The 23,660-nt window shown below is 71.4% G+C and carries 18 protein-coding genes; 6 read left to right on the forward strand and 12 right to left on the reverse strand.

Going from position 1 to position 23,660, the window contains the following annotated elements:
• Nucleotides 1–4,079 (reverse strand): DEAD/DEAH box helicase (locus DSY14_RS17275; protein ID WP_211717612.1); only part of this gene is annotated, 4,079 nt, incomplete at its 3' end.
• Between the two features lie 121 nt (nt 4,080–4,200).
• On the opposite strand from DSY14_RS17275, the gene DSY14_RS17280 reads away from it, so the two are divergent.
• The 3 genes from DSY14_RS17280 to DSY14_RS17290 all read left to right on the forward strand — a co-directional run bounded on the left by DSY14_RS17280 (nt 4,201) and on the right by DSY14_RS17290 (nt 6,259).
• Nucleotides 4,201–4,395, forward strand: coding sequence for a DUF3046 domain-containing protein (locus tag DSY14_RS17280; RefSeq protein ID WP_211717613.1), 195 nt, complete (start codon nt 4,201–4,203; stop codon nt 4,393–4,395).
• A 159-nt stretch (nt 4,396–4,554) separates the two neighbouring features.
• Nucleotides 4,555–5,673 (forward strand): recombinase RecA, encoded by a 1,119-nt coding sequence (recA, locus tag DSY14_RS17285; protein WP_211717614.1) that lies wholly within the window; start codon nt 4,555–4,557, stop codon nt 5,671–5,673.
• Entirely contained in the window at nt 5,666–6,259 is a 594-nt protein-coding gene (locus tag DSY14_RS17290; RefSeq protein WP_211717615.1) for a regulatory protein RecX, read from the forward strand. The genes recA and DSY14_RS17290 overlap by 8 nt, the downstream gene beginning before the upstream one ends.
• A 341-nt stretch (nt 6,260–6,600) precedes the next feature.
• On the opposite strand, the gene DSY14_RS17295 is transcribed toward DSY14_RS17290, so the two are convergent.
• The 5 genes from DSY14_RS17295 to DSY14_RS17315 all read right to left on the reverse strand — a co-directional run bounded on the left by DSY14_RS17295 (nt 6,601) and on the right by DSY14_RS17315 (nt 12,475).
• A complete protein-coding gene (locus tag DSY14_RS17295) occupies nt 6,601–8,724 on the reverse strand; it encodes a prolyl oligopeptidase family serine peptidase (RefSeq protein ID WP_211717616.1) in 2,124 nt (707 codons plus the stop codon).
• Nucleotides 8,725–8,960: 236 nt separating this feature from the next.
• A complete protein-coding gene (locus tag DSY14_RS17300) occupies nt 8,961–10,076 on the reverse strand; it encodes an amino acid ABC transporter permease (RefSeq protein WP_211717617.1) in 1,116 nt (371 codons plus the stop codon).
• Nucleotides 10,073–10,747, reverse strand: a complete 675-nt coding sequence (locus tag DSY14_RS17305; RefSeq protein WP_211717618.1) for an amino acid ABC transporter permease — start codon at nt 10,745–10,747, stop codon at nt 10,073–10,075. Before DSY14_RS17305 ends, DSY14_RS17300 begins: the two co-directional genes overlap by 4 nt.
• Nucleotides 10,748–10,826: 79 nt before the next feature.
• The gene (locus tag DSY14_RS17310) at nt 10,827–11,675 is read right to left on the reverse strand and encodes a glutamate ABC transporter substrate-binding protein (RefSeq protein WP_211717619.1); all 849 of its coding nucleotides are present in this window, start codon (nt 11,673–11,675) and stop codon (nt 10,827–10,829) included.
• Nucleotides 11,676–11,731: 56 nt separating this feature from the next.
• Nucleotides 11,732–12,475, reverse strand: coding sequence for an amino acid ABC transporter ATP-binding protein (locus DSY14_RS17315; protein ID WP_211717620.1), 744 nt, complete (start codon nt 12,473–12,475; stop codon nt 11,732–11,734).
• Between the two features lie 384 nt (nt 12,476–12,859).
• Between DSY14_RS17315 and miaB the strand changes: the two genes are divergently transcribed.
• Nucleotides 12,860–14,326, forward strand: a complete 1,467-nt coding sequence (miaB, locus tag DSY14_RS17320; protein ID WP_307851258.1) for a tRNA (N6-isopentenyl adenosine(37)-C2)-methylthiotransferase MiaB — start codon at nt 12,860–12,862, stop codon at nt 14,324–14,326.
• Between the two features lie 105 nt (nt 14,327–14,431).
• On the opposite strand, the gene DSY14_RS17325 is transcribed toward miaB, so the two are convergent.
• Nucleotides 14,432–15,679, reverse strand: a complete 1,248-nt coding sequence (locus DSY14_RS17325; RefSeq protein ID WP_211717622.1) for a cytochrome P450 — start codon at nt 15,677–15,679, stop codon at nt 14,432–14,434.
• 19 nt (nt 15,680–15,698) lie between these two features.
• The gene (locus DSY14_RS17330) at nt 15,699–16,442 is read right to left on the reverse strand and encodes a TetR/AcrR family transcriptional regulator (RefSeq protein ID WP_211717623.1); all 744 of its coding nucleotides are present in this window, start codon (nt 16,440–16,442) and stop codon (nt 15,699–15,701) included.
• A 126-nt stretch (nt 16,443–16,568) separates the two neighbouring features.
• Here DSY14_RS17330 and DSY14_RS17335 point away from each other — a divergent pair, with 126 nt between their 5' ends.
• Entirely contained in the window at nt 16,569–17,261 is a 693-nt protein-coding gene (locus tag DSY14_RS17335) for a class III extradiol dioxygenase subunit B-like domain-containing protein (protein ID WP_211717624.1), read from the forward strand.
• 61 nt (nt 17,262–17,322) lie between these two features.
• Here DSY14_RS17335 and miaA read toward each other — a convergent pair whose 3' ends face one another.
• Nucleotides 17,323–18,318, reverse strand: coding sequence for a tRNA (adenosine(37)-N6)-dimethylallyltransferase MiaA (miaA, locus tag DSY14_RS17340; protein WP_211717625.1), 996 nt, complete (start codon nt 18,316–18,318; stop codon nt 17,323–17,325).
• Between the two features lie 97 nt (nt 18,319–18,415).
• On the opposite strand from miaA, the gene dapF reads away from it, so the two are divergent.
• Nucleotides 18,416–19,231, forward strand: a complete 816-nt coding sequence (gene dapF / locus DSY14_RS17345) for a diaminopimelate epimerase (RefSeq protein ID WP_211717626.1) — start codon at nt 18,416–18,418, stop codon at nt 19,229–19,231.
• On the opposite strand, the gene DSY14_RS17350 is transcribed toward dapF, so the two are convergent.
• From DSY14_RS17350 to DSY14_RS17360, 3 genes are read right to left on the reverse strand one after another with little or no spacing between them, the layout of a single operon-like run.
• Nucleotides 19,197–20,576: a (Fe-S)-binding protein gene (locus DSY14_RS17350; RefSeq protein ID WP_211717627.1), complete on the reverse strand. Its 1,380-nt coding sequence runs from the start codon at nt 20,574–20,576 to the stop codon at nt 19,197–19,199. The two genes, dapF and DSY14_RS17350, sit on opposite strands and share 35 nt — an antisense overlap.
• A gap of 31 nt (nt 20,577–20,607) precedes the next feature.
• Nucleotides 20,608–21,828 carry an FAD-binding oxidoreductase gene (locus tag DSY14_RS17355; RefSeq protein ID WP_211717628.1) on the reverse strand — a complete coding sequence of 407 codons (1,221 nt, stop codon included), beginning with the start codon at nt 21,826–21,828 and terminating at the stop codon, nt 20,608–20,610.
• Between the two features lie 37 nt (nt 21,829–21,865).
• Nucleotides 21,866–23,356, reverse strand: a complete 1,491-nt coding sequence (locus DSY14_RS17360) for an FAD-linked oxidase C-terminal domain-containing protein (RefSeq protein ID WP_211717629.1) — start codon at nt 23,354–23,356, stop codon at nt 21,866–21,868.
• Nucleotides 23,357–23,660 lie beyond the last annotated feature (304 nt).

Raw genomic sequence — 23,660 nt, forward strand, 5'->3', positions numbered from 1 at the left:
CCGCCCAGCCCTTCCACGAAGTAGCCCCGGCGGACCCGACCGGCCTCCTCCAACGACCGCAGCACCCGGTACTCGTCCCCCGACAAGCCGCGCCCCTGGTGTCCGCGCAGGAGCAGCCCGCCGCGCTCCAGACGCGCCTCCACCCGTGCCAGGGTGCGGCGGGTCGGGTCCGGTTCCGGCGCGGGCAGCGCCCACCACCGCCCCGCCGCCGTGGGCGGACCGGTGCGGGTGGGCAACACCGGGCGCCGCCGCGCTCGGGGGGAGCGACGCGGGGTGGGCCCCGCGCCGAGCAGTGCCCTCAGCGGTGCCAGGGTGTCGTTGGTGACACATCCCGCCCACACCAGTTCCCACAGGGCCGCCACCAGGTCGGCGTCGGAGTGCCCCACCCCGCCCGTCGCCAGGGCGACCCGCTCGGTGAGGTCGCGGAAGAACAGGGCCCCGCCGCCGCGCAGCACCTCGAGCACGGTCGCCGCCGTGGTCCCCTCCTCGGGGGGCACCGGTGCGGGCGCCAGCAGGGTCGCCTCGTCCGCGGGCACCAGCGTCAACCATCCGTCCCCGCCCGGCAGTGCGCCCGCGCCCACCCACACCACCTCACCCGCCTGGGTGAGCGCGTCCAACGACGCCGGCGCGTACCCCTCCACACGGCAGGGCAACACCATCGACTCCAGGGACGACGCCACCAACGGCACGCCCCGCAGCGACTCCACCGCCTCGAACACGGCGTCCGGCCCGCGCCACCGCTCACCCGGGACCGCCCGCTGCCACAGGGGCGCGAACACCGCCAACGTCGTCGGCTCCACCGGCTCCACCTCGCGGCGCAGCCGCGCGATCGACCCGCGCCGCAGTCGGCGCAGCACGTCCGTGTCGCACCACTCGGTCCCCGAACCCCCGGGCCGGAACCCACCGCGCGCCACCCGGCCGCGCCGGGCCCACTCCCGCAGCGCGCCCTCCACCACGTCGTCGCCCACACCCCAACGTGCGGCGACCTCCGCGGGAGTGAACGGTCCGTGCGTGCGCGCGTACCGGGACACCAGGTCGAGCAGGGGTTCGCGCACCGGTTCCAGGAACACCGACGGCACCCCGGGCGGCGGCTCCGCGCCGAGGGCGTCCCGCAACCGCGCCACGTCCTCCACCGCGCACCAATGGTCGGCGTCGGCCACCCGCATCAGCACCGCGCGGCCCGACTCCGCCAACCCCGACAGCCACGCCGGGTCGACACCGCGTACGCGCGCCTCCTCCGTGGTGAGGGGGCCCACTTCGCGCAACAGGTCGGCCGCGCCCTCCGGATCGCGCACCGGCGCCGCCACCCGCTGCAGCAGGGCGTCGGTGTGCTCCACCACCTCCGGGTCCAGCAGCTCCCGCAGGTCGGCGCCGCCCAGCAGGTCGGCCAGGAGCGAGGTGTCCAGGGTCAACGCCTGGGCGCGCGACTCCGCCGCAGGGGCGTCCCCCTCGTACAGGAACGCCGCCGTGTACTCCAAGAGGAGCGACCGGGCGAACGGCGAGGCCTGCGGGGTCTCCACCTCCACGACCCGGATCCGACGCGCCCGCGCGTCCGTCAGCACCCGGGTGAGCTCAGGAACGTCGAACACGTCGCGCAGGCACTCGCGCACCGTCTCCAGCACGATCGGGAACGACCCGTAGCGACCCGCCACGGACAACAGGTGCCGGGCCCGCAGCCGTTGCTGCCACAACGGCATCCGGCGATCCGGACGCTGACGCGGCAGCAGCAGGGCCCGTGCCGCGCACTCACGGAACCGTGACGCGAACAGGGCGGACCCGGTCAGCTCGTCGGTGACCAAGGCCTCCACGGAGTCGGGGTCGACCGTGACCAGGTCCGTCAACTCGCCCGGACGTCCCACCCCGCCCTGCTCCACGTCCGGGAGGCGCAGCACGATCCCGTCGTCGCCGTGCACCACCTGGGCGTCCATGCCGAACCGTTCGCGCAGTCGGCCCGCGATCGCCAGCGCCCACGGCGCGTGCACCCGGGCGCCCAGGGGCGAGTGCACCACCGCACGCCAGTCGCCGACCTGGTCGCGGAAGCGCTCGATCACCACCGTGCGGTCGTCCGGCACGTACCCGGTGGCCTCGCGCTGTTCGGCCACGTACTCCACCAGGTTGTCCGCCGCCCAGGTGTCCAGCCCGGCGGCGGTCGCCAGGGCGTGTCCGTCCTCGGGTCCCCGCTCCGCCAGCGCACGTGTGGTGGCGCCGACCGCCCGGCCCAACTCCGCGGGGCGTCCCTGCGCGTCGGCCTTCCAGAACGGCATCCGGCCCGGCCGGCCCGGGGCCGGCGACACCATCACCCGGTCCGCGGTGATCGCCTCGATCCGCCACGAGGTCGACCCCAACACGAACACGTCGCCCACCCGCGACTCGTAGACCATCTCCTCGTCCAGTTCGCCCACCCGCGTCGGTGCCCGACCTCCGGGATCGGTGGCCAGGTGCACCTTGAACAGGCCCCGGTCGGGGATGGTGCCGCCGCTGATCACCGCCAACCGCTGGGCGCCGGGACGGGCACGAAGGACGTCCTCCTCCCGATCCCACACCACACGCGGGCGCAGCTCGGCGAACTCGTCCGAGGGATAGCGCCCCGACAGCATGTCCAGCACCGACTCCAGCACCGCGTCGGTCAGGTCGGTGAACGGCGCGGCCCTTCGCACCACCGCGGCCAGCTCCGCCACCGGCCGGTCGTCCATCGCCACCATCGCCACGATCTGCTGCGACAACACGTCCAGGGGGTTGTGCGGCATCTCCAACCGCTCGATGCCGCCCTCGCGCATCCGTTCGGTCACCACGGTGGTCGCCAGCAGGTCGCCCCGGTACTGCGGCAGGAACACCCCGCGCGAGACCTCGCCCACCTGGTGCCCGGCCCGTCCCACCCGTTGCAGACCACTGGCCACGGACGGAGGCGCGGCCACCTGGACCACCAGGTCCACCGCGCCCATGTCCACCCCCAGTTCCAGACTGGAGGTGGCCACCACGCACCGCAGGCGGCCCTCCTTCAGGTCGTCCTCGATCAACGCCCGCTCGGCCTTGGACATCGACCCGTGGTGGGCCCGCGCGATCACCGCCGCGCCGCCCCGGCTCTGCCCGGACTGGGCGATGACCTGGGCGGCCACCTCCTCCTCGGGAAGCGCGCCGCCGGTGCGCTCTGCGTGCAGGTCGTTGAGGCGGGCGCACAGTCTCTCGGCGGTCCGGCGTCCGTTGGTGAACACGATGGTGGAGCGGTGCTCCTCCACCAGGTCCAGGACCCGACGCTCCACGTGCGGCCACACCGATCCCCGCGCCAGGGTGCCACCGGCCCGCGGGTCGGGCGGGACCCCGTCGGGGGAGGCCGGTGGGCCGCCCGGCTCGTCCAGGTCCGGAACCGGCACCTGGACCCGCAGGTCCATGCGCGGGCGGTCGGCCGGGGCGACGATCTCCGCGCCGCCCAGGTACTCCGCCACCACCTCCCGGGGGCGCACGGTGGCCGACAACCCGATCCGTTGCGCCGGATGATCCGACCGTTCCCGGAGCCGTTCCAGGCTGAGCGCCAGGTGGGCGCCGCGCTTGGTCCCGGCGAGGGCGTGGACCTCGTCCACGATGATCGTCTCCACCCCGGCGAGCCCGGCGCGGGCCTGCGAGGTGAGCACGAGGAACAGCGACTCGGGGGTGGTGATGAGCACGTCGGGCGGATGGGTGGCCAGACGGCGCCGTTCCCGTGCGGGCGTGTCGCCGGTGCGCACCCCCACCGTGACCGGTGAGAGGTCCTCTCCGGCCGCGGCCCCGGCGGCGGTGATCCCCGCCAGGGGACGGCGCAGGTTGCGTTCCACGTCCACCGCGAGCGCCTTGAGCGGCGACACGTACAGCACACGACACCGCCGGGTACGGTCCTGGGGCACGGGGGAGTGCAGCAGGCGGTCCAGCGACCACAGGAAGGCCGACAGCGTCTTGCCCGAACCCGTGGGCGCCACCACCAGGGTGTCCCGTCCCCGGGAGACCGAGGCCCACGCCTCGGTCTGCGCCCGGGTCGGGCCGTCGGGGAAGGCCTGCGCGAACCAGGTCCTCGTCGACGTGCCGAAGGGTTCCAAGGGACCGCTCATCCGGCCAGTCTGCCCAAGGGGGACGACAGAAGGAGGTGGAGGACACACCCGTCGCCGGATTCCCCACATCCGGCCTGTGGACGACGCCCGCCGGTCCCCGCCATCACCCATACTGGGCCCGATGAGACTCACCACCTTCTGGAACAACATGCGCGAGCACTTCGGCGACGCCTACGCCGCCAGCCTCGCCAAGGACTACGTGATCGAGGAACTCGACTCCCGTACCGTCGAGCAGGCGCTGGCCGACGGGGTCGGTGTCAAACAGGTCTGGCGCGCCGTGTGCGACGCGTTCGGCCTTCCGGCCTCCGCTCGTTGAGGTCCTCGTTCTCGACGTGTGGATGAACCGGGAATCGAACACAGGTTCGGGTAGGCTGGTCGTATCGCGAGCGGACGTCGAGCGTCGCGATTGTCGTACCGAGCGCGTAGCGTCATGCGCATCATGAAGAAAAAGGCATCGACCCAACAGGGGAATCCCGTGGCTTCTGGAGACCGAGACAAGGCTCTCGAAACAGCGCTCGCGCAGATCGAGCGGCAGTTCGGCAAGGGCTCCGTCATGCGCCTGGGCGACGACGACCGCCCGCCGATCGAGGCGATCCCCACCGGCGCCATCGCCCTGGACGTGGCCCTGGGTATCGGAGGCCTGCCCAAGGGCCGGGTCGTGGAGATCTACGGCCCCGAGTCCAGCGGTAAGACGACCGTCGCCCTGCACGCGGTGGCCAACGCGCAGAAGCAGGGCGGGATCGCCGCGTTCGTCGACGCCGAGCACGCCCTGGACCCGGAGTACGCCAAGAAGATCGGCGTCAACACCGACGACCTCCTCCTCTCCCAGCCGGACACCGGTGAGCAGGCGCTGGAGATCGTCGACATGCTGATCCGCTCCGGCGCGATCTCCGTCATCGTCATCGACTCCGTGGCGGCCCTGGTGCCCCGCGCCGAGATCGAGGGTGAGATGGGTGACAGCCACGTGGGTCTGCAGGCCCGCCTGATGTCCCAGGCGCTGCGCAAGATCGCCGGCGCGCTCAACTCCACCGGCACCACCGCGATCTTCATCAACCAGCTGCGCGAGAAGGTCGGCGTCATGTTCGGCTCGCCCGAGACCACCTCCGGTGGCCGGGCGCTGAAGTTCTACGCCTCGGTCCGTCTGGACGTGCGCCGTATCGAGACCCTCAAGGACGGCACCGACGCGGTCGGTAACCGCACCCGCGTCAAGGTGGTCAAGAACAAGGTCGCGCCGCCCTTCAAGCAGGCCGAGTTCGACATCCTCTACGGTGTCGGCGTCTCCCGCGAGGGCAGCCTGATCGACCTGGGCGTCGAACACGGCATCGTGCGCAAGTCGGGTGCCTGGTACACCTACGACGGCACCCAGCTCGGACAGGGCAAGGAGAACGCCCGCAAGTTCCTGCGGGAGAACGCCGACATGGCCAACGAGGTCGAGAAGAAGATCAAGGAGAAGCTGGGCGTGCCCTCCGGGGACGACAGCGCCGCCGGATCCGACACCGAGGCCAAGCCCGACCCGGCCGCGGACGCCGCCGCCAAGGCCCCGGTCAAGAAGGCCCCGGCCAAGACCACCAAGGCGCCCGCCCCCGATGCGTGAGCGGCGCCGGTCTCCCGACCGCACCGGTGATGACCCGGTGAGCCCCGACACGCCCCCGGGCGGGCCCGAAGTCCCGCCCGGGGAGGACCCGGAGGCCAAGGTCAGGAACCTGGTGCTGCGCATGCTCACGCATTCCCCGCGCACACGCGCCCAACTGGAACGCTCCCTGTACCGGCGCGAGTACGAGGAGGAGCTCGTCACGCGGGTCCTCGACCGGATCGAGGAGGCGGGGCTGATCGACGACGCCGCCTTCGCCAAGGGGTGGGTCTCCTCTCGGCATCACAGCCGACACCTGTCCCGGCGCGCGCTCTCCCAGGAGCTGCGCACCCGTGGCATCGAGGAGGAGACCGTCCGCGAGGCCGTCGCCGAGGTCAGCGACGAGGACGAGACCGAGGCCGCCCGTGCACTGGCCCGCAAGCGCCTCGCCGGCAGCCGGGGCAAGGACGATGAGACCCGGATCCGCCGTGCCCTGGGCGCCCTGGCCCGCAAGGGGTACCCGGCCGGACTGTCGTACCGGATCGTGCGCGAGGAGCTGGAGGTCGAGGGCGAGGACACCGATCTGGCGCCCGACACCGACCTGCTCTGACCGGCGATGCGAGCGCGTCGTGGCGGGTTCGGCCCGTGCCGACCACGATGTCTCCGACCCGGTGGGTCGGGTCCCACCCGCTCCGCGCACCGATGCCGTGGTGCCGCCGGCTCCGCCGATGCCTCACCCGGGGTGGGTCCGGAGCGGGCACCGGGCCACGCGGTCCGGACCTCGACCACGGTGACCTCAGAGCCCCGCTCGGCCATGAACGGGGCGTCGAACCCGCAGGGCCCTCGCGCACCGCGCCGGCGAGCCGGTGAACGCCGCACCCACGTCGCACGGGGTCCGCTCGGCCCGCACGGCCGCGGATCACCTGCGGGGATGCGGCGTCCACCCGTATCTCACCGGTCCTTGATGACGGGTTCTCCGGTTCCGGCCGTGACACCGGCCGCCGGTGTGACGTCCGGGAGCCGTTCGGCCACCGGGATGTCCTCCTCGGAGACCTCGTGCGGGTCGAGGGGCGCCTCCGGTTCCTCGACGACCGGTGCGGGACGCGGTTCGGGCGGGCTGGTGCTCAGCTCCAGGGCCGGCACGTCGGGCTCGAACCCGAAGACCTTCCCGTAGAAGGCCAGCTCCGCCTCCAGGGAGCGCACACGGGCCTCCTCCGTGTGGAACCCGTGCGCCTCACCCTCGAACTCCAGTAGCGCGTGCGGCACCCCCCGCTCGCCCAGGGCCGTGGCCATGCCGAACGACTGGTCCGGGGTGACCACCGGGTCGTCCAGCCCCTGGAGCAGCAGAACCGGCACGTCGATCTCACCGATCCGGTTGATCGGGGAGCGCTCGCGATAGGTCTCCACGAACCCCGGCAGGGGGCCCAGCAGGGTGTCCAGGAAACGCGACTCGAAGTCGTGGGTGGTCTCGGCCAGGCCCAGCAGGTCGGCGACCCCGTAGTAGGACACCCCGCAGGCGAAGGTGTCGCCCGTCAGGGCCAGCAGCGCGGTGAAGCCTCCGGCGCTGCCGCCACGGATCGCCAGCCGCGCGGGGTCGGCGACACCGCGCGCCACCAGGGACCGGGCCACGGCGGCGCAGTCCTCCACGTCGACCACGCCCCACTCCTTGTGGAGCCGCTTGCGGTAGGAGCGCCCGTATCCGGTGGACCCTCCGTAGTCCACGTCGACCACGCCGATGCCCCGGCTGGTGAAGTAGGCCTTGGACAGGTCCAGGTCACGGCCGGAGTGTCCGACCGGGCCACCGTGCGCCCAGACGACGTACGGGGCCGGGCCGTCGTCGCCGTGGTCGGGATGGGTCGGCGGGTACACGTTGGCGTAGACCGTGGCGCCGTACCGTCCCGGCAGGGTCTCGCGCCGAGGGACGGGCAGGTAGGCGGACTCCGGGGCCTCCTGCATCGACCGGCGCAGCACCTCCACGGTGCGCCGTGCGGGGTCCAGCCGCACCACGCAGGGCGCGTGCTCGGGTGAGGCGGCCACCGCCACCACGTGGGTTCCGTCGCCGTCGATCTGCGCCCACGACGTGAAGTCGGTCGGGACATCGACCAGGTCCAGGGTGTCGGGGTCGTACACGCCGGGGCGCATCGCGGTGTCGCCGTGCAGTGTCACCACCATGCCGTTGGCCAGGACACAGAAGGAGCGCTCGCCCAGTCGGCCCGGGGACTCGTGGAACTCCTCCTCGGCCGGGTACAGCGCGATCGCCTGCCCCTTGAGCCCTGCGTGGTAGAGGTTCCAAAAGCCCGGCCAGTCCGAGGTCAGGTACAGGGTGTTCTCGTCCACCCAGGTGGGGGAGAGGACCGATTCGTCCACCCCGCCCTTGAGCGTGTACTCACCGGTCACACCGGCTTCGGTCAGTTCCCCCACGCGCAGTTCCGTGCCGTCCCAGGGCATGCGCGGGTGGTTCCACCGCACATAGGCCAGGTGGCGGCCGTCCGGAGAGGGGGCGGGGGAGGCGTAGAACCGTGCTCCGGAGACCAGTTCCCGCACCGCCGTGGGGTCCTGCGCGCCGCGGCCCGACAGCGGTACCGACACGATGGCGCGGCGGACGTCGTCTCCGGTGTGGTCCTCGCGCACGCACAGGATCTGTTTGCCGTCCACGCTCAGGACCGGGTCGGCGTAGCGCAGGGCCGCCTGGCGCGCCGGTTCGGGGGTGAGCGGCACGGGTTCCCTGGCGCCCCGCTCCAGCAGGAACAGGCGCTGGGTGTCGCGGTCGCTGAACACCACGCCCATGCGGGGAATGGCCTTGTCGTCGCGACGGGGGACGGGGAGGTAGGAGCGGCCGCCGTACTCGTGCACGCGGGTTCCCACGTTCCAGGGCGCGGGCAGGAGGTCGTGCACGCTCCCGTCCGCGTCGCGCCGTACCAGGGTCGTACGGCCGTTCTCGGCCGGTCGGTACTCCTGCCACCAGACCTCGTCGCCACGCACGGACGGGAACGCGGGCTGCAGCGTTCCCCGGGCGACGTCACCGGCGCTGATGGGCGAGGGCCAACGGCCATGAGGGCTCGACAGTTCAGACATGTCCCGCTCAGGAAGGGTCGTGGGTGATGAGATGACATGTCGACCTTAGTGCTCCGGAGGGGCGCTGTGCAGCCCCGGCGGGGCCTCCGAAGGGCGAGCGACGCCCACGTGCGACGGGATCCCGGACCCCGGGGCCCACCGGGGCGCGGGCGCCCTGACCTCGACGGCGAAGGCCCCATCGATCGCACCGGAGTGCGTTCGACGGGGCCTTCGTGTGGCCGTGGGATCCGATCGGATCAGCCCTTGGCGGGGCCGTCTCCGTCCCGCGGACCCTCATCGGTCTCCGGGCCCGGCTCGCCCTGATCGGGCTTGTCGGGCTCGGACGTTCCGGTCTCGGGCCGCTCGGGCTCCGGGGTCCCGGGCTCGGGCGTCGGCGCGGACGGCTCGGGTGTGCCGATCGCGTCGGTCCCGTTCACGGCGACGGGTGCGCCCCCGGCCGCGGTGGCCTTGGCGGAGGGCTTGCCCCGACGGGCGTTGCGCCGCTCCAACCAGATCGCGAACCGGCTCAGGCTGAGGTTGATGAGGATGTAGATGACCGCACAGACGATCGCCGCCGGGATCACGTTGCTCTCCCGGGTGGCCAACAGCGTGAAGCTGCGCAGCAGTTCGGGGAAGGCGATGATGTAGCCCAGCGCGGAGTCCTTGAGCAGGACCACCAGCTGCGCCACGATCGCGGGCATCATCGAGGTGACGGCCTGCGGGATCAGGATCGTCCACATCGTCTGGGTCTTGCTCATGCCGATGGCCTCGGCGGCCTCGCTCTGCCCCTTGGGCACGGCGAGGATGCCCGCGCGGAACACCTCCGCCAACACCGACCCGTTGTACAGGGTCAGGCCGGCGACGACCGCGGCCAACGCGGTCACCTGGAAGGTGCCGGTCGGGATGTTGAAGACCTGCCAGGCGACGATGGGCAGCGCCATGGTGAAGAAGATCAGCATCAGCAGCGGGATGCCACGGAAGAACTCCACGACGGCGCCCGCGGGAATGCGGATCCACCAGTGGTCCGACAGGCGCGCGATACCGAAGACCAGACCGAACAGGATCGCCAGCACCGACGCGGTGAGCGCGGCGGTGAGCGTGTTCTGCAGACCGGGGATGACGTACCCGGTCCAGGTCTCGGGCCGCAGGAACGGCTCCCACTTGTCGGCCGCCCACTGCCCGGCGGGGTTGACCGCCCACGTCTCCACGGAGAACAGGGCGGATTCCCGGTCGGTCAGGGTCCGGTTGAACCCCAGGTACAGGACGGACAGCCCGACCAGCCCCAGCACGACGGTGATGAGGGTGTAGACGACGTTGCGCTGCCGGGCCTTGGGCCCGGGAACGTCGAAGAGAACGGAGGTTGCGGCGCTCATCGGACCACCGCCACGCGCTTGGAGAGCCAGCCGAAGAAGTAGCCCATCGGCAGGGTCAGAATCAGGAATCCGATCGCGAACCCGACGAAGGTCGGCAGGACCGGGGCGATGCCCTGGTCGAACATGAGCTTCATCTCCCGGGACGCCTCCTGGACGCCCAGCCCCGCGACGGAGGCGACGGTGGTGTTCTTGGTGAGCGCGATGAGCACACTGCCGAGCGGACCCACGACGGTGCGCAACGCCTGCGGGATGACGATCAGGCGCAGGTTCTGGGTGAAGGACAGGCCCAGGGACCGGGCCGCCTCGACCTGGCCGAGGGGGATGGTGTTGATGCCGGCACGCAGCGACTCGGACACGAAGCACGCGGTGTAGGCCGACAGGCCGATGACGGCCCACCAGAACACGTCGAGTGCGACGCTGTCGGCCAGGCTCAGCCCCAGGGCGCTGTTGAGGCCCAGGCCGCAGAAGAGCAGCACCAGGGTCAGTGGCGAGTTCCTGATGCCCTCGACGTAGGTGGTGGACAGGCCGCGCAGCAGCGGCACGGGGGAGACCCGCATCGCGGTGAGCACGATGCCCAGGATGAAGGAGAAGAAGGCACTGATCAGGGTGAGCCTGACGGTCCATGAGAAACCGTCGACGACCCTGTCGATATTGCTGAGAAAGGCTTCCATGGGTCCCAGCCGGTCAAGGCCCGGAAGGTGGGGCCGGATGATGCCGGCCCCACCTTCCGAACGAGGTCAGATGACGGTTTTAGGCGCAGTCCTCAAGCTCGGGCACGTTCTCCTCGAAGGCGAAGTCGGTCGCGCCGAAGGCCTCCTCGAGGAACTCGACCGCCGAGCCGTCGTCCCACATCTGGGTGATGGCCGCGTTGATCTCCTCGCACTGCTCGGTGGAGCCGGCGGGCAGACCGACGCCGTACTTCTCCTCACCGAACGGGTTGTTCACCATGCGGAAGTCGTCCGGGTTCTGGGCGGCGAAGCCGGCGAGGATGGTGTTGTCGGTGGTGACGGCGTCGACGGTGCCGTTGCTCAGCAGCTCGAGGCACTCGGAGTAGTTGCCGGCCTCACGCAGCTCGGCGTCGATCTCCATGTCCTCGGTGATGTTGTTCGCGGAGCGCGATCCGGAGGCCGAGCACAGCACCTTGCCGTCGAGGTCCTCGGGGCCGTTGATGTCGGTGTTGTCGGCCTGGGTCAGGATGTCCTGCTGGGCGACGTAGTACGGGCCGGCGAAGTCGACGACCTGGCGACGCTCATCGGTGATGGAGTACGTCGCCGCGATCATGTCCACGGTGCCCTGCTGCAGGAAGGACTCGCGGTTGGCCGAGGCGGCCTCGGTCCACTCGATGTCCTCGGGGGCGTAGCCGAGCTCACCGGCGATGTAGGTGGCGACGTCGACGTCGAAGCCGACGGGCGTGCCGCCCTCGTCCAGGCCCAGGCCGGGCTGGTCGTACTTGACACCGATGGTGATGGAGTCGCCACCGCCGTTGCCGTTGTCGCCTCCCTCGCCGGAGTCGCCGACCTCGGCGGTGCCGCAGGCGGTCAGGGCCAGGGCCAGGGCCGCGGCGCTACCCAGAATGGTGTTGATGCGACGGACTCGCATGTGGGGTACCTCTTCCTAGAGCGTGCGAAGAACGCGGGGAAACCTGTGCGGTCGAACTAGTGGGTCAGGATCTTGGACAGGAAGTCCTTGGCCCGCTCGGACCGGGGGTTGGTGAAGAACTCGTCGGGGGTGTTCTCCTCGACGATCTGTCCGTCGGCCATGAAGACGACCCTCTTGGCCGCGCGACGGGCGAACCCCATCTCGTGGGTGACCACGACCATGGTCATGCCCTCACGGGCGAGGTCGGTCATGACGTCGAGGACCTCTTGGACCATTTCCGGGTCCAGGGCCGAGGTGGGCTCGTCGAAGAGGATCACCTTGGGGTTCATCGCCAGAGCGCGGGCGATGGCCACACGCTGCTGCTGACCGCCGGAGAGCTGTGCGGGGTACTTGTGGGCCTGGTTGCCGATCTGTACCCGGTCGAGAAGCTCCATGCCGCGGGCCTCGGCGTCCGCCTTCGACTGCCTGAGCACCTTCATCGGGCCCAGGGTGACGTTCTGCAGCACGGTCTTGTGCGCGAACAGGTTGAAGGACTGGAACACCATGCCGACGTCGCTGCGCAGCTTGGCCAGACCACGGCCTTCCGCCGGGAGCGGCTGTCCGTCGAGGGTGATGGTGCCGGTGTCGATCGTCTCCAGCCGGTTGATCGTGCGGCACAGCGTCGACTTACCGGACCCGGAAGGACCGATGACGACTACCACCTCGCCGGAGTTAACCGTCAGATCGATGTCGCGGAGCACGTGCAGGTCGCCGAAGTGCTTGTTGACGTTCTCCAGCACGACGAGAGGTGTTGAGGTCATGATCGGAACCTAATGGGTCCATGTTGCCGTGTCATCACGAAAACGCCGCCCGAGTACGCGAGTAGCAGACTTGTTACGGCCTGATTCGCGAAACTGTTATGTGATGGCACGCATATGACCGCCCTCGTCGCAACGAGTGGCGGTTCCGTTCTCGAGCGTCTCATTCGTGACCCCCTGTGATCGTGCCGGGGTCCCCGAGTCCCGGGGGTTGCCGACGCGGACCAGGTCAGGGGCGATCATCCCTGCGTACGGCCGTCGCGGGTCCGCGTCCGCCGGCCGTTACCGGACACGCGCCGTGCTCTTCACCGTCCTCTCCCTCGCCCCGGACGGGGGCCGCTCGGGAGCGGATAGCCTGGGACGGTGAGCCAGAGTCGTACCTACCAAGTGCGGACCTACGGCTGCCAGATGAACGTCCACGACTCCGAGCGCCTCTCCGGTCTGCTGGAGGACGCTGGGTACGCGCGCGCAGCCGAGGACACCACCGCAGACATCGTCGTCTTCAACACCTGTGCGGTCCGGGAGAACGCGGACAACCGCCTCTACGGCAACCTGGGGCATCTGCGTCCGGTCAAGGACGCCAACCCCGGGATGCAGATCGCCGTGGGCGGTTGCCTGGCCCAGAAGGACCGTGGTGAGATCGTGCGCCGCGCCCCGTGGGTGGACGTGGTGTTCGGCACGCACAACATCGGTTCCCTGCCGACCCTCCTTGAACGCGCACGCGTGCAGAGGGAGGCGCAGGTCGAGATCGCCGAGTCCCTGGAGCATTTCCCGTCCACGCTGCCCAGCCGTCGCGAGTCCGCGTACGCCGCCTGGGTGTCGATCTCGGTGGGTTGCAACAACACCTGCACCTTCTGCATCGTGCCCGCGCTGCGGGGCAAGGAGAAGGACCGTCGCCCCGGTGACGTGCTCGCCGAGGTGCGGGCGTTGGTCGAGGAGGGCGTCACCGAGGTGACCCTGCTGGGCCAGAACGTCAACGCCTACGGCAGCGAGTTCGGAGACCGGCAGGCCTTCTCCAAGCTCCTGCGCGCCTGCGGCGAGATCGAGGGGCTGGAGCGCATCCGGTTCACCTCGCCGCACCCGCGCGACTTCACCGACGACGTCATCGAGGCGATGGCCGAGACCCCCAACGTCATGCCGCAGTTGCACATGCCGCTGCAGTCCGGGTCCAGCAAGCTCCTCAAGGCCATGCGGCGCTCCTACCGGCAGGAGCGTTTCCTCGGCATCGTGGAGAACGTGCGCGCCGCCATGCCGGACGCCGCCCTCACCACCGACATCATCGTGGGCTTCCCCGGCGAGACCGAGGAGGACTTCGAGGAGACCCTGCACGTGGTGCGGGAGTCCCGGTTCGCGATGGCGTTCACCTTCCAGTACTCCAAGCGCCCCGGAACCCCGGCCGCCACCATGGACGACCAGGTCCCCCCGGAGGTCGTCAAGGAGCGCTACCAGCGTCTGGTCGCCCTTCAGGACCAGATCTCCTGGGAGGAGAACCAGAAGCTGGTCGGCCGGGAGGTCGAGCTGATGGTCGCCGAGGGCGAGGGCAAGAAGGATGGGGAGCACCGCCGGCTGTCCGGCCGCGCCCCGGACAACCGTCTGGTGCACTTCGCCCTGGGCGACGCCGAGGAGCCGCGCCCCGGTGACATGGTCACCGTCGAGGTCACCTACGCCGCTCCGCACCACCTGGTCGCCGACTCCGGGGTCCGCGCCGTGCGCCGCACCCGCGCCGGAGACGCCTGGGACGCGCGCCAGGGCAGGCCGGTCCAGGTGTCGCGCCCCGACGTGATGTTGGGTATGCCGCAGATCGGTGTCCCCGCCGAGCAGCCCGCCCCCGCCGGTGGCTGCTGCGACGTCTGAACCCGTGCCTTCGCTTCGTCGAGGCCCTCGGAGCCACGGCTCCGAGGGCCTCGACGTGTCTTCGGGACGCTGGGGGACCGACGCGAAACCCGGGCCGCCTCCGGTTCAGAGCCGCACGTACAGGTCCCGGAGGCGGTCGAAGGCGATGTTGGGTTGTCGCACCGCGGGGCGCCGCGGGTCCGGGGACAGATCCGGGTAGGTGGACAGGAGCGATCCGAAGGCCACCCGCCCCTCCAAGCGGGCCAGGGCGGCGCCCAGGCAGTAGTGCAGGCCATGGCCGAACGCGAGGTGGCCCTCCCCGGGCTCACCCCGGTGGCGGGCCAGGTCGAGCCGGTCGGGGTCGGGGTGGGCCGCGGGATCGCGGTTCGCGCCGGAGATCATGGCGATGGCCGCCTCACCGCGCCGGAGCGTTCCGGTGTTCAGGGTGACGTCCTCGGACGCGTAACGCATGCGGGTCTGGAAGACCGGACCGCACCAGCGCAGCAGTTCGTGCACCGCCGGGGTCAGTAGTTCGGGATCGTCCTTGAGGTGGGTCAGCTGCTCGGGGTGGGTCAGCAGGGCGTGGGTGCCATTGCCGATGAGGTTGGCGGTGGTCTCGTGCCCGGCGATGCTGAGCGTGAGCAGCATGGTGACCAGCTCCTCCTCCGAGAGCCGATCCCCCTCCTCATCGGTGGCCCGGATGAGGTCGGCCAGAAGGTCGTCGTGTTCGCGTTCCCGGTGCGTCGCGATGAGCCTGCGGCAGGACTCCACCAGGGCCGTGACGGCGCCGTTGAACCGGTCGGGGTCGGTCAGGTCGAACGACGTCAGGGTGTGGCTCCACTCCCGCCACGGCGTCCGTTCGTCCTCGGGCACGCCCACGAGGTCGCAGATGACGGCGATCGGCAACGGATACGCGAAGTGCGCGAGCAGGTCGACCGCGCCGTCCTCGACGTGGTCGGGGAGCCCGGCCAGGAGCCGGTCGGTGAGGTCCTGGACCCGCGGGGTCATCGCCTGGACCCGACGCACGGTGAACGTGCGCGAGACCAGCTTGCGCAGACGCGTGTGGTCGATCCCGTCCTTGTCCAGCAGCCCCTGGGTGAGGTGGACGATCAGGTCGGGTTCGACGCCCAGTCTGAGCAGGAGGTCGGTGCGGGAGAGCGTGCGGGTCCCGCCCTCCACCCCGGCGGCGTCCACCGTGAAACGCCGGTCACCGAGGATGGTGCGGGCGTCGGCGTCGTCGACGAACAGCCGGGCCGGGGTGCCCCCGAACGTGATCGGGAGCGAACCTCCGGCCGCGCGGACGCGTTCCCGGATCCGGGGCAGGTCCGCGGCGGCCTCGGGCGAGGCCAGGTCGGGAATGATCGGAGTGCTCATGTCCCCTCCCCAGGGGAGTTCAGCGGGTTGCCGGCAGGTACTCCGCCAAGACGTCGCGGGCCGTGGCCAGCAGACCGTCGAACAGGGGGAGGACCTCGTCGCGTGCCGCGAGCAGAGCCTCAGGGCCCGCGGAGATCTCCAGGGTCCGCCGCACGGTGTCGGCGAGGATGTCGGCCCGTGTCGCGGTGTCCGGAACCGGATAGGACTGTTGTTCCAGGAGCGTCGGGGTGGCCAGCGCCCCCAGCACGGTCGAGGCGAACATGTAGTTCTGCTCCTCGACCGTCCGCTCGTCGCGCAGCAGACCGTGGCCCCGCAGCAGACCGATGTAGGCGAGTACCACCCGTGCCCGATTCTCGATCAGGTCGCCACGTGTCTCCCCGACCGCGGTGATCATCGAACCGAGCGTGGCCGTGTCCCCGGTGAGCAGGGCCCTGATGACCGGCCACCGGTCCTGGGAGAGGTAGAGCTCGCGGGCGACCGCGCTGGGCAGGATGGCCTCCGGGTCCTCCCGGAAGCGGTGGATCAGATGTGCGCCGACCTCGATCTGGGCCCGCACCAGCACCATGCTGAACAGCGCTTCCTTGGTGGGGAAGTGCAGGTAGACGGTGCCCTTGCCGATGTTCGTCCGACGGGCCACATCCTCCATGGTGATCTTGTCGTATCCCCAGGTGACGAGGGTCGCGCCTGCCGTGTCCAGGATGCGTGCCGCGCGCAGCGCGCGCTCGGCCTCGCGTGCCGTCCTGGGGCCGCTTCTCGTCGTCACGGATGCTCCTCGCCGCGCCGGATCTGACTTCGTGACCAGATATATAATGTGGTCACGAAAACAACGATAGGCCCGACGACCTCCTCGCACAAGGGCGCTGGGCGCCCGGGCGATAGCCTGAAACCGATGCTGATCGCCGCCGCCGTGTGCCCGCACCCGCCCGTTCTCTTTCCGGAGGTCGCCCGAGGCGCGGCCGTCGAACTCGACGCGCTGCGCGAGGCGTGCGACCGGGCCGTCGCCACGCTCGGCCGGTGCGACGCCGACCGCCTGTACGTGGTGGGCCCCGGACCCGTCGAGCGCGCACACGGGCCCGACACCGGTGGTGATCTGCGTGCGTACGGGGTCGACGTGCGGGTGGGGCCCGGGCCCGGGCCCGGTGCCCTGGACCTGGCCGCGACCACGGGGCGATGGTTGGCCGAACGCTCCGGACTCGCTCCGGACGGCTACCTGGAACTTCCGGTGGACACCACCGCGCCTCGCGCGGCGGCGCGGGGCGCCGCCCTGGCCGACACGGCCGACCGCGTCGCGCTGCTCGTCATGGGTGACGGAAGCGCACGACGCACCGAGCGCTCACCCGGGTACGTGGACGCGCGGGCGATCCCGCACGACGACGCCGTGGCCGAGGCCCTGGCCAAGGCCGACACCGCGCATCTGGCGGGGCTCGACCCCGACCTCGCACGCGCGCTCATGGTCGCCGGCCGACCCGCCTGGCAGGCCCTGGCGGGTGCGGCCGGGGAGGCCCCGTTCCTCGGTGATCTGCTCGCCCACGAGGCCCCCTACGGTGTGGGCTACTTCGTCGCCGCCTGGAGCCGTGTCTGAGGCGGCGTCCCGCGCAGGCGAGGCGGCGCCGCCCTCGCGACAGTGTCGCCCGAGGCCGCGCTCAACCGCGCTCGAACGGCACCATGGTGGCCACGTCCACCAGGGCGTCGGCCGGTTCCTCGTCGGTCCGGCCGGCCAGAGCCGCCTCCACCAGGGCCATCGACCGCTCCACCAACGTGGGGGAGTCGTAGGCCAGCCGGTGCACTCGCGGGTCCCGGCCGAACCAGGACTCCTGCTTGCGGGCGAACCTCCGCGTGGCCTGGGCGGTGCTCTCCTTGGCCTCCTCCTCGGTGCTCTCCCCGTCCAGTTGCGCCAGCGCCTGCGCGTATCCCAACGCCTTGGAGGCGGTGCGACCCTCACGTAGTCCCCGGTCGTCGAGGTGACGCACCTCGTCCAGCAGCCCCTGCTCCCACATGCGCTCCACCCGCAGGTCGATGCGCTCGTCCAGCTCCGTGCGCGGAGCGGTCAACCCCAACTGCACACACGGATAGAACGACGAGTGGTCGGGCAGGTTGGCCGTGAACGGCCTGCCGGTGAGTTCGATGACCTCCAGCGCCCGGACGATGCGACGACCGTTGCCGGGCAGGATGGTGCGGGCGGCCTCGGGGTCGGACTCGGCCAGGCGCGCGTGCAGCAGTCCCGGTCCCACGTCGGCCAGCTCGGCTTCGAGGCCGGCGCGCACCTCGGGGTCGGTGCCGGGGAACTCCATGTGGTCCAGGACCGCGCGGACGTACAGCCCGGAGCCGCCCACCAGCACGGGGATGACGTCACGGTCGGCGCAGTCCTCCACCCGCTCGCGCGCCATGGCCTGGTAGCTGGCCACGTCCGCCGGCTCGTGCACCTCCCACACGTCCAGCAGGTGGTGCGGAACGCCCCGACGTTCCTCCTCGGCGAGCTTGGCGGTGCCGATGTCCATGCCCCGGTACAGCTGCATGGAGTCCGCGTTGATCACCTCGCCCCGGCGCCCGGTGCTCTCCTCCAACCGTTCCGCCAACGCGACGGCCAGGTCCGACTTGCCCACAGCGGTCGGGCCCACGACCGCGATCACCTTGATCATTCCTCCAGCGTAACCACGACCCGCACACGCCCGGTCCACGAACGTGCGGATCGTTGTCGGGTCGGTCGTGTGGACACCCGCACCTAGGATGGTCGGCATGCGATTCGCCAAGGGCCACGGAACAGAGAACGACTTCGTGATCCTCCCCGACCCCGACGGGGAGCTCCGACTCACGAAGGAGGCCATCCGGCTGCTGTGCGACCGCCGAGCGGGTATCGGTGGCGACGGCATCCTCCGGGTGGTGCGCACCCGCGCGCTCGGTGAGACCCTCGCCCCGGCGGCGCGCACCGCCGAACGGGCGGAGTGGTTCATGGACTACCGTAACTCCGACGGGAGCATCGCCGAAATGTGCGGCAACGGGGTACGGGTCTTCGCCCGGTACCTGCTGCACGCCGGTCTGGTCGACGCCGACCGGTTCGAGGTCGGCACCCGTGACGGAGCCAAGGAGGTCACCATCGAGACCGACGGTGACGTCACCATAGACATGGGTCGGGTGGAGATGCAGGGCGGATCCTCCGCCAGGCTCGCCCGCCAGGTCGTCCACGGCGCGCAGATCTCCGTGGGCAACCCGCACCTGGCCTGCGAGGTGTCCGGGTCCGTCGCCGACGTCGACCTGAGCCTGGCCCCCGTGCTCGACGAGGAGGACTTCCCGGAGGGCGCCAACGTCGAGGTGTACACCGAGGTCGGCCCCGGGGTGCTCGACATGCGCGTGTACGAGCGCGGGGCCGGAGAGACCCGTTCCTGTGGCACCGGCATCGTCGCGGCCGCCGCCGCGGCCACCCCCGCGGGGGAGAGCGCGACCTGGAAGGTGCGTGTGCTGGGCGGAGCGTGCACCGTCCACCTCGATGCCTCCGGCGCCCGGCTCAGCGGTCCCGCCGTCATCGTCGCCGAAGGCGAGACCTCCCTGATCTGACCGTCCCCGGGGCCGTCCGCGCGGGACCGAGGAACCGTTCCACGGACAGCCCCCGCAGGGACGCGTCCAGGAGACGGGCGGTGTGGGTGACGGCCACGGCCGTCCCCGCCCGTTCCATGGCCGAGGCGATCTGCAGTGAGCATCCGGGGTTGCCCGACACCAGCACCTCGGCCCCGGTGGAGGCCACGTCCCGCCCCTTGCGGTCCCCGAGTTCCGCCGCGGCCTCGGGACGGAACAGGTTGTACACCCCCGCCGAACCACAGCAGATCTCACTGTCGGGCAGGTCGGACACCTCCAGCTCCGGGATCCGTGCGAGCAGTTCCCGGGGCTGCCGGGTCACCCCCTGACCATGGGACAGGTGGCAGGCGTCGTGATAGGCCACGCGCAACGGCAACGGATGACGCTCGGCGCGCGGACCCAGGTCGACGAGGAACTCGGTCAGGTCCACCACCTTGGCCGACACCCTCCGGGCGCGTTCCACCCAGGCGTCGCTCTCTCCCGCCTCGGCCAGGGTGCGGTCGAAGTGCTTCATGCTCGAACCGCACCCGGCGGAGTTCACCACGATCCGATCCACCTGGCGGGACTCGAACACCTCCACGAAGCGTCGGGCGAACCCGACCGCCTCGTCGAGGCGTCCCGCGTGCCCCGACAGCGCTCCACAGCAGCCCTGCGCGCGCGGGATCACCACCTCACAGCCCTCCATGGCGAGCACACGTGCGGTCGCCGTGTTCACCTCGGGGAAGAACGCCCCCTGGACACAGCCGACCAGCATGCCCACTCGGGCGCGCACGCGTCCCACGGCCGGCACGAGCTCGGGCAACGGCGGCGGGGGCGAGGACAGGGGAGGGGCGATGCGCTCCATCGTGGCCAGGGTGGGGGAGAGTCGGTCCAGCAGCCCGGAACGCCGCACCAGTGAGGACACCCCGCTGGACCGGTAGGCGCGCAACGGCCCGCGCAGCGCCCGCAGCCGGTTGCGGTACGGGAAGAGCGAGAACACCGCCGCGCGCAGGGCACGCTCTCCCACGGGGCGTTCGTGCTCGGTCTCCACCCGGTGTCGTGTGTGCTCCAGCAGCGCGTCGTAGGCCACCCCCGACGGGCAGGAGGACACGCACGCCAGGCACCCCAGACAATTGTCGAAGTGTCCGACCGCCGTCTCCGTGAGCACGTCCTCCTCGTGCATCTGCGACATGAGGTGGATTCGGCCGCGCGGGGAGTCCATCTCCTCGCCCCACAGCACGTTCGTGGGGCAGGTGGGCAGGCAGAAGCCGCAGTGCACGCAGTCGTCGAGCAGGTCGCCGAAGAGTCGCTCGGGTCCGGTCGCCGGGTCGGTCGGTCGTTCGGTCACGGGAGCCTCCCAGAGGCACTCGGTGGACGGCTCAGATCCCGCCCGCGAAGCGGCCGGGCGACAGACGGTGGTCGGGGTCGAAGGCGTCCTTGACCGCACGCATCAGCGGCAGTCCCGGCACCTCGCCCCAGAGGTCGACCCCCGCCTCGTGCACCCGTGGCTCGCCGCGGAGCACCACCGCGGATCGGCCGGTGCCCCTGCGGGCCCGTTCCAGGAGGTCGGCGACCGGACCCGCGGGGGTGCCGGGGGCGAAGGACAGGTACAGGGTCCCCGCCGGCACCGATCCGGTCAGGTGCACGCGCACCCCGAGGTCGTCGGTGGCGGCGGAGTCCAGTGCCAGGGCCAGGCCCGGCAGGTCGGCCGGGGGGACCAGGATCCGGGCCAGGGTGCCCTCCGTGGGGAGCACCCCCCAGTCCGTCGGCAGCTCCTCGGCGACCTCCACCCCGTCACCGCCCAGTGCCCGGGCGGTCTCCTCGACCCGCGACACCAGTCCTTCGGTGGTCCCCTCCAGCACCACCCGCAGACGGGCGGGGCGCCCCGTGCCCAGGTCGATCTCCACCGCGGCGGGCACCACCGAGGTCGCCCGCAGCGCGGACAGGGTGTGCTCGGCCCCCACCTGTGAGCGGATCGGCACGTCCACCACCCGCACGGCCGGTGGCGAGGGGTGCAGTCGGAACGCCGCCGAGGCGATCACCCCGAGCGTGCCGTACCCGCCGGTGTGCAGTTTGGCCAGGTCGTAGCCGGCCACGTTCTTGACCACCCGGCCGCCGCTGCGCGCCACCACCCCGTCGGCGCGCACCACGGTCATGCCGATCACCAGGTCGCGCAGCGCCCCCGCGAGCAGCCGACGCGGGCCGCTCACTCCGGTGGCGAGCGCCCCGCCCACGGTGCCGCCCGTGCGCACCGGGTCCAGGGACAGACGCTGTCCCGCCTCGGCCAGGACCCGGTGGAGATCGGTCAACGGGGTCCCCGCGCCCACCTCCACGACCAGGTCGCCCGCGTTGTGGTCGATCCAGGACAGCGCCGAGGTGTCCACCGACAGATCCAGGGAACGGGGAGGCGCGCCCCAGTCCAGGGCGGTGCCGCCCCCGCGTGGGGTCACCGTCGCCCCGACGTCGCCGGCGGCGGCCAGCGTGCGCCCCAGCGCCTCGGTGTCCTCGGGACGGGCGACACGGTCGGGCACCACCCCGCACACCGCGTCGCTCCCGGTCCCCTCCCGCAGGGTGACGCCTGCGACGTCCAGGTCCTTCACGCTCGGTCTTCCCGCCTCTCGCCGTCCGTCCGGTGTCTCAGAACTGCTCGGCCCTCCCGGACTCCACGAGGGGGTGCACACCCGTGCGCACTCCCGGGCGCTCGCCGCACAGGCGCGGGGTGGGCAACAGCTTGTCCGGGTTGGCGATCCCGTCGGGGTCGAAGGCCCGCCGGAACAGGTCGAACGTGGCCAGGTCGTCGTCGGAGTACATGCGCGGCATCTTGCAGGCCTTGTCCACACCGACCCCGTGCTCGCCGGTGATCGAACCCCCGTGCTCCACGCACAGATCGAGGATGGCCCCCGACACCTCCTCGGCGCGCTCACCCGCTCCGGGCTCGGAGTCGTCGAACAGCACCAGCGGGTGCAGGTTGCCGTCCCCGGCGTGGAAGACGTTGGCCACCCGGATGCCGGTCTCGGCGGACAGCGCGGCGATACGGCCCAGCACCTCGCCCAGAGCGGTGCGGGGCACCACTCCGTCCTGCACGATGTAGGCCGGACTGATCCGGCCCACCGCGGCGAACGCGGACTTGCGGCCCTTCCAGATCAGCGCCCGCTCGGCGGCGTCGCCGGCGCTGCGGGTCTCGAAGGCGCCGCTGTCGGCGCACAGGTCGCTCACCCGCGCGACCTGGGCGTCGACCTCGTCGGCCGGCCCGTCCAGCTCCACGACCAGCACCGCGGCGGCTCCGGCGGGATAGTCGCAGGCCACCGCCGCCTCCGCCGCCTCGATGGCCAGGGCGTCCATCATCTCGATCGCCGACGGCAGCACACCGGCGGCGATGATCGCGCCCACGGCGGCGCCGCCGGCGTCCATCGACGTGAACGCCGACAGCAGGGTGACGGTCTTCTGCGGGGACCGGGTGAGGGCCACGGTGACGCGCGTGGCCACACCCAGGGTCCCCTCGGAGCCGATGAACGCGCCGATGAGGTCGTAGCCGTGGGCGCCGGGAGCCTTGCCGCCCAGCTCCACGATCTCGCCGGACGGTGTGACGATCTCCAGGCCCCGGACGTGCCCGGCGGTGAACCCGTACTTGAGGCAGTGGGCCCCACCGGAGTTCTCCGCGACGTTGCCGCCGACCGAGCAGACCTGCTGACTGGAGGGGTCGGGCGCGTAGTAGTAGCCGTGCGGCGCGGCGGCGCGGGTGATGTCGAGGTTGGCCACGCCGGGTTCCACGACGGCGCACTCGTTGGCCGGGTCGATCTCGATGACGCGGCGCATGCGCGAGGTGACGAGGAGGACGCCCTCGGCGTGGGGGAGCGCGCCCGCCGACAGTCCGGTGCCCGCGCCGCGGGGGACGTAGGGGACCCCGCTCGCGGCGCACAGGGAGACGACCGCGGCGACCTGCGCGGTGGTCGTGGGCAGGACGACCACGCCCGGGGTGGCGCGGTGGTAGGTGAGGCCGTCGCTCTCGTAGACCCGGCGCCGGGAGAGGTCGGTGAGGACGCCGTCCTCACCGCAGATCTCCTGCAGACGCGGGACGAGGGCGGTCAGGGCCGCCGGGATGTTCGTCGGGTGTACGGACGTGGCCATGGGCGCCTCCCGGGTTCGGTCGGAGCGTGTGGGGGCCCTTCTCCGACAGCGACCTCGCAAGGGGACGGTACGACCGCACCCCTTGCCGGGACAAGGGGTGCGGTGGAAACATTCTTCCGTTTTATGAAACTCGCCGGTCGCCCGTGGGCGCGTGAGGCCTCGCGGGGGAGCGGTCGCGTCGGTGGCTTCGGCGTACCCGCGACTTCCGCTAGGTGTACTGACCTGAAAGGTTAGGTACGCGGGAGGCGGGAGGGCCGCTGATCGCGGTGTGGAACCGGTGGTGATTGTAGTGGTGCAACCACCC

Origin of the sequence: Nocardiopsis sp. MG754419 (genome assembly GCF_018207095.1) — a bacterium.
Taxonomy (GTDB): Bacteria; Actinomycetota; Actinomycetes; order Streptosporangiales; family Streptosporangiaceae; genus Nocardiopsis.

Coding starts and splice junctions, on each gene's coding strand:
- DSY14_RS17305 (WP_211717618.1), bottom strand. CDS start 10,747: ATGGAAGCCTTTCTCAGCAATATCGACAGGGTCGTCGACGGTTTCTCA.
- miaA (WP_211717625.1), bottom strand. CDS start 18,318: ATGATCAAGGTGATCGCGGTCGTGGGCCCGACCGCTGTGGGCAAGTCG.
- dapF (WP_211717626.1), top strand. CDS start 18,416: ATGCGATTCGCCAAGGGCCACGGAACAGAGAACGACTTCGTGATCCTC.
- DSY14_RS17290 (WP_211717615.1), top strand. CDS start 5,666: ATGCGTGAGCGGCGCCGGTCTCCCGACCGCACCGGTGATGACCCGGTG.
- DSY14_RS17295 (WP_211717616.1), bottom strand. CDS start 8,724: ATGTCTGAACTGTCGAGCCCTCATGGCCGTTGGCCCTCGCCCATCAGC.
- DSY14_RS17280 (WP_211717613.1), top strand. CDS start 4,201: ATGAGACTCACCACCTTCTGGAACAACATGCGCGAGCACTTCGGCGAC.
- DSY14_RS17335 (WP_211717624.1), top strand. CDS start 16,569: ATGCTGATCGCCGCCGCCGTGTGCCCGCACCCGCCCGTTCTCTTTCCG.
- DSY14_RS17325 (WP_211717622.1), bottom strand. CDS start 15,679: ATGAGCACTCCGATCATTCCCGACCTGGCCTCGCCCGAGGCCGCCGCG.
- DSY14_RS17310 (WP_211717619.1), bottom strand. CDS start 11,675: ATGCGAGTCCGTCGCATCAACACCATTCTGGGTAGCGCCGCGGCCCTG.
- DSY14_RS17360 (WP_211717629.1), bottom strand. CDS start 23,356: ATGGCCACGTCCGTACACCCGACGAACATCCCGGCGGCCCTGACCGCC.
- DSY14_RS17315 (WP_211717620.1), bottom strand. CDS start 12,475: ATGACCTCAACACCTCTCGTCGTGCTGGAGAACGTCAACAAGCACTTC.
- DSY14_RS17300 (WP_211717617.1), bottom strand. CDS start 10,076: ATGAGCGCCGCAACCTCCGTTCTCTTCGACGTTCCCGGGCCCAAGGCC.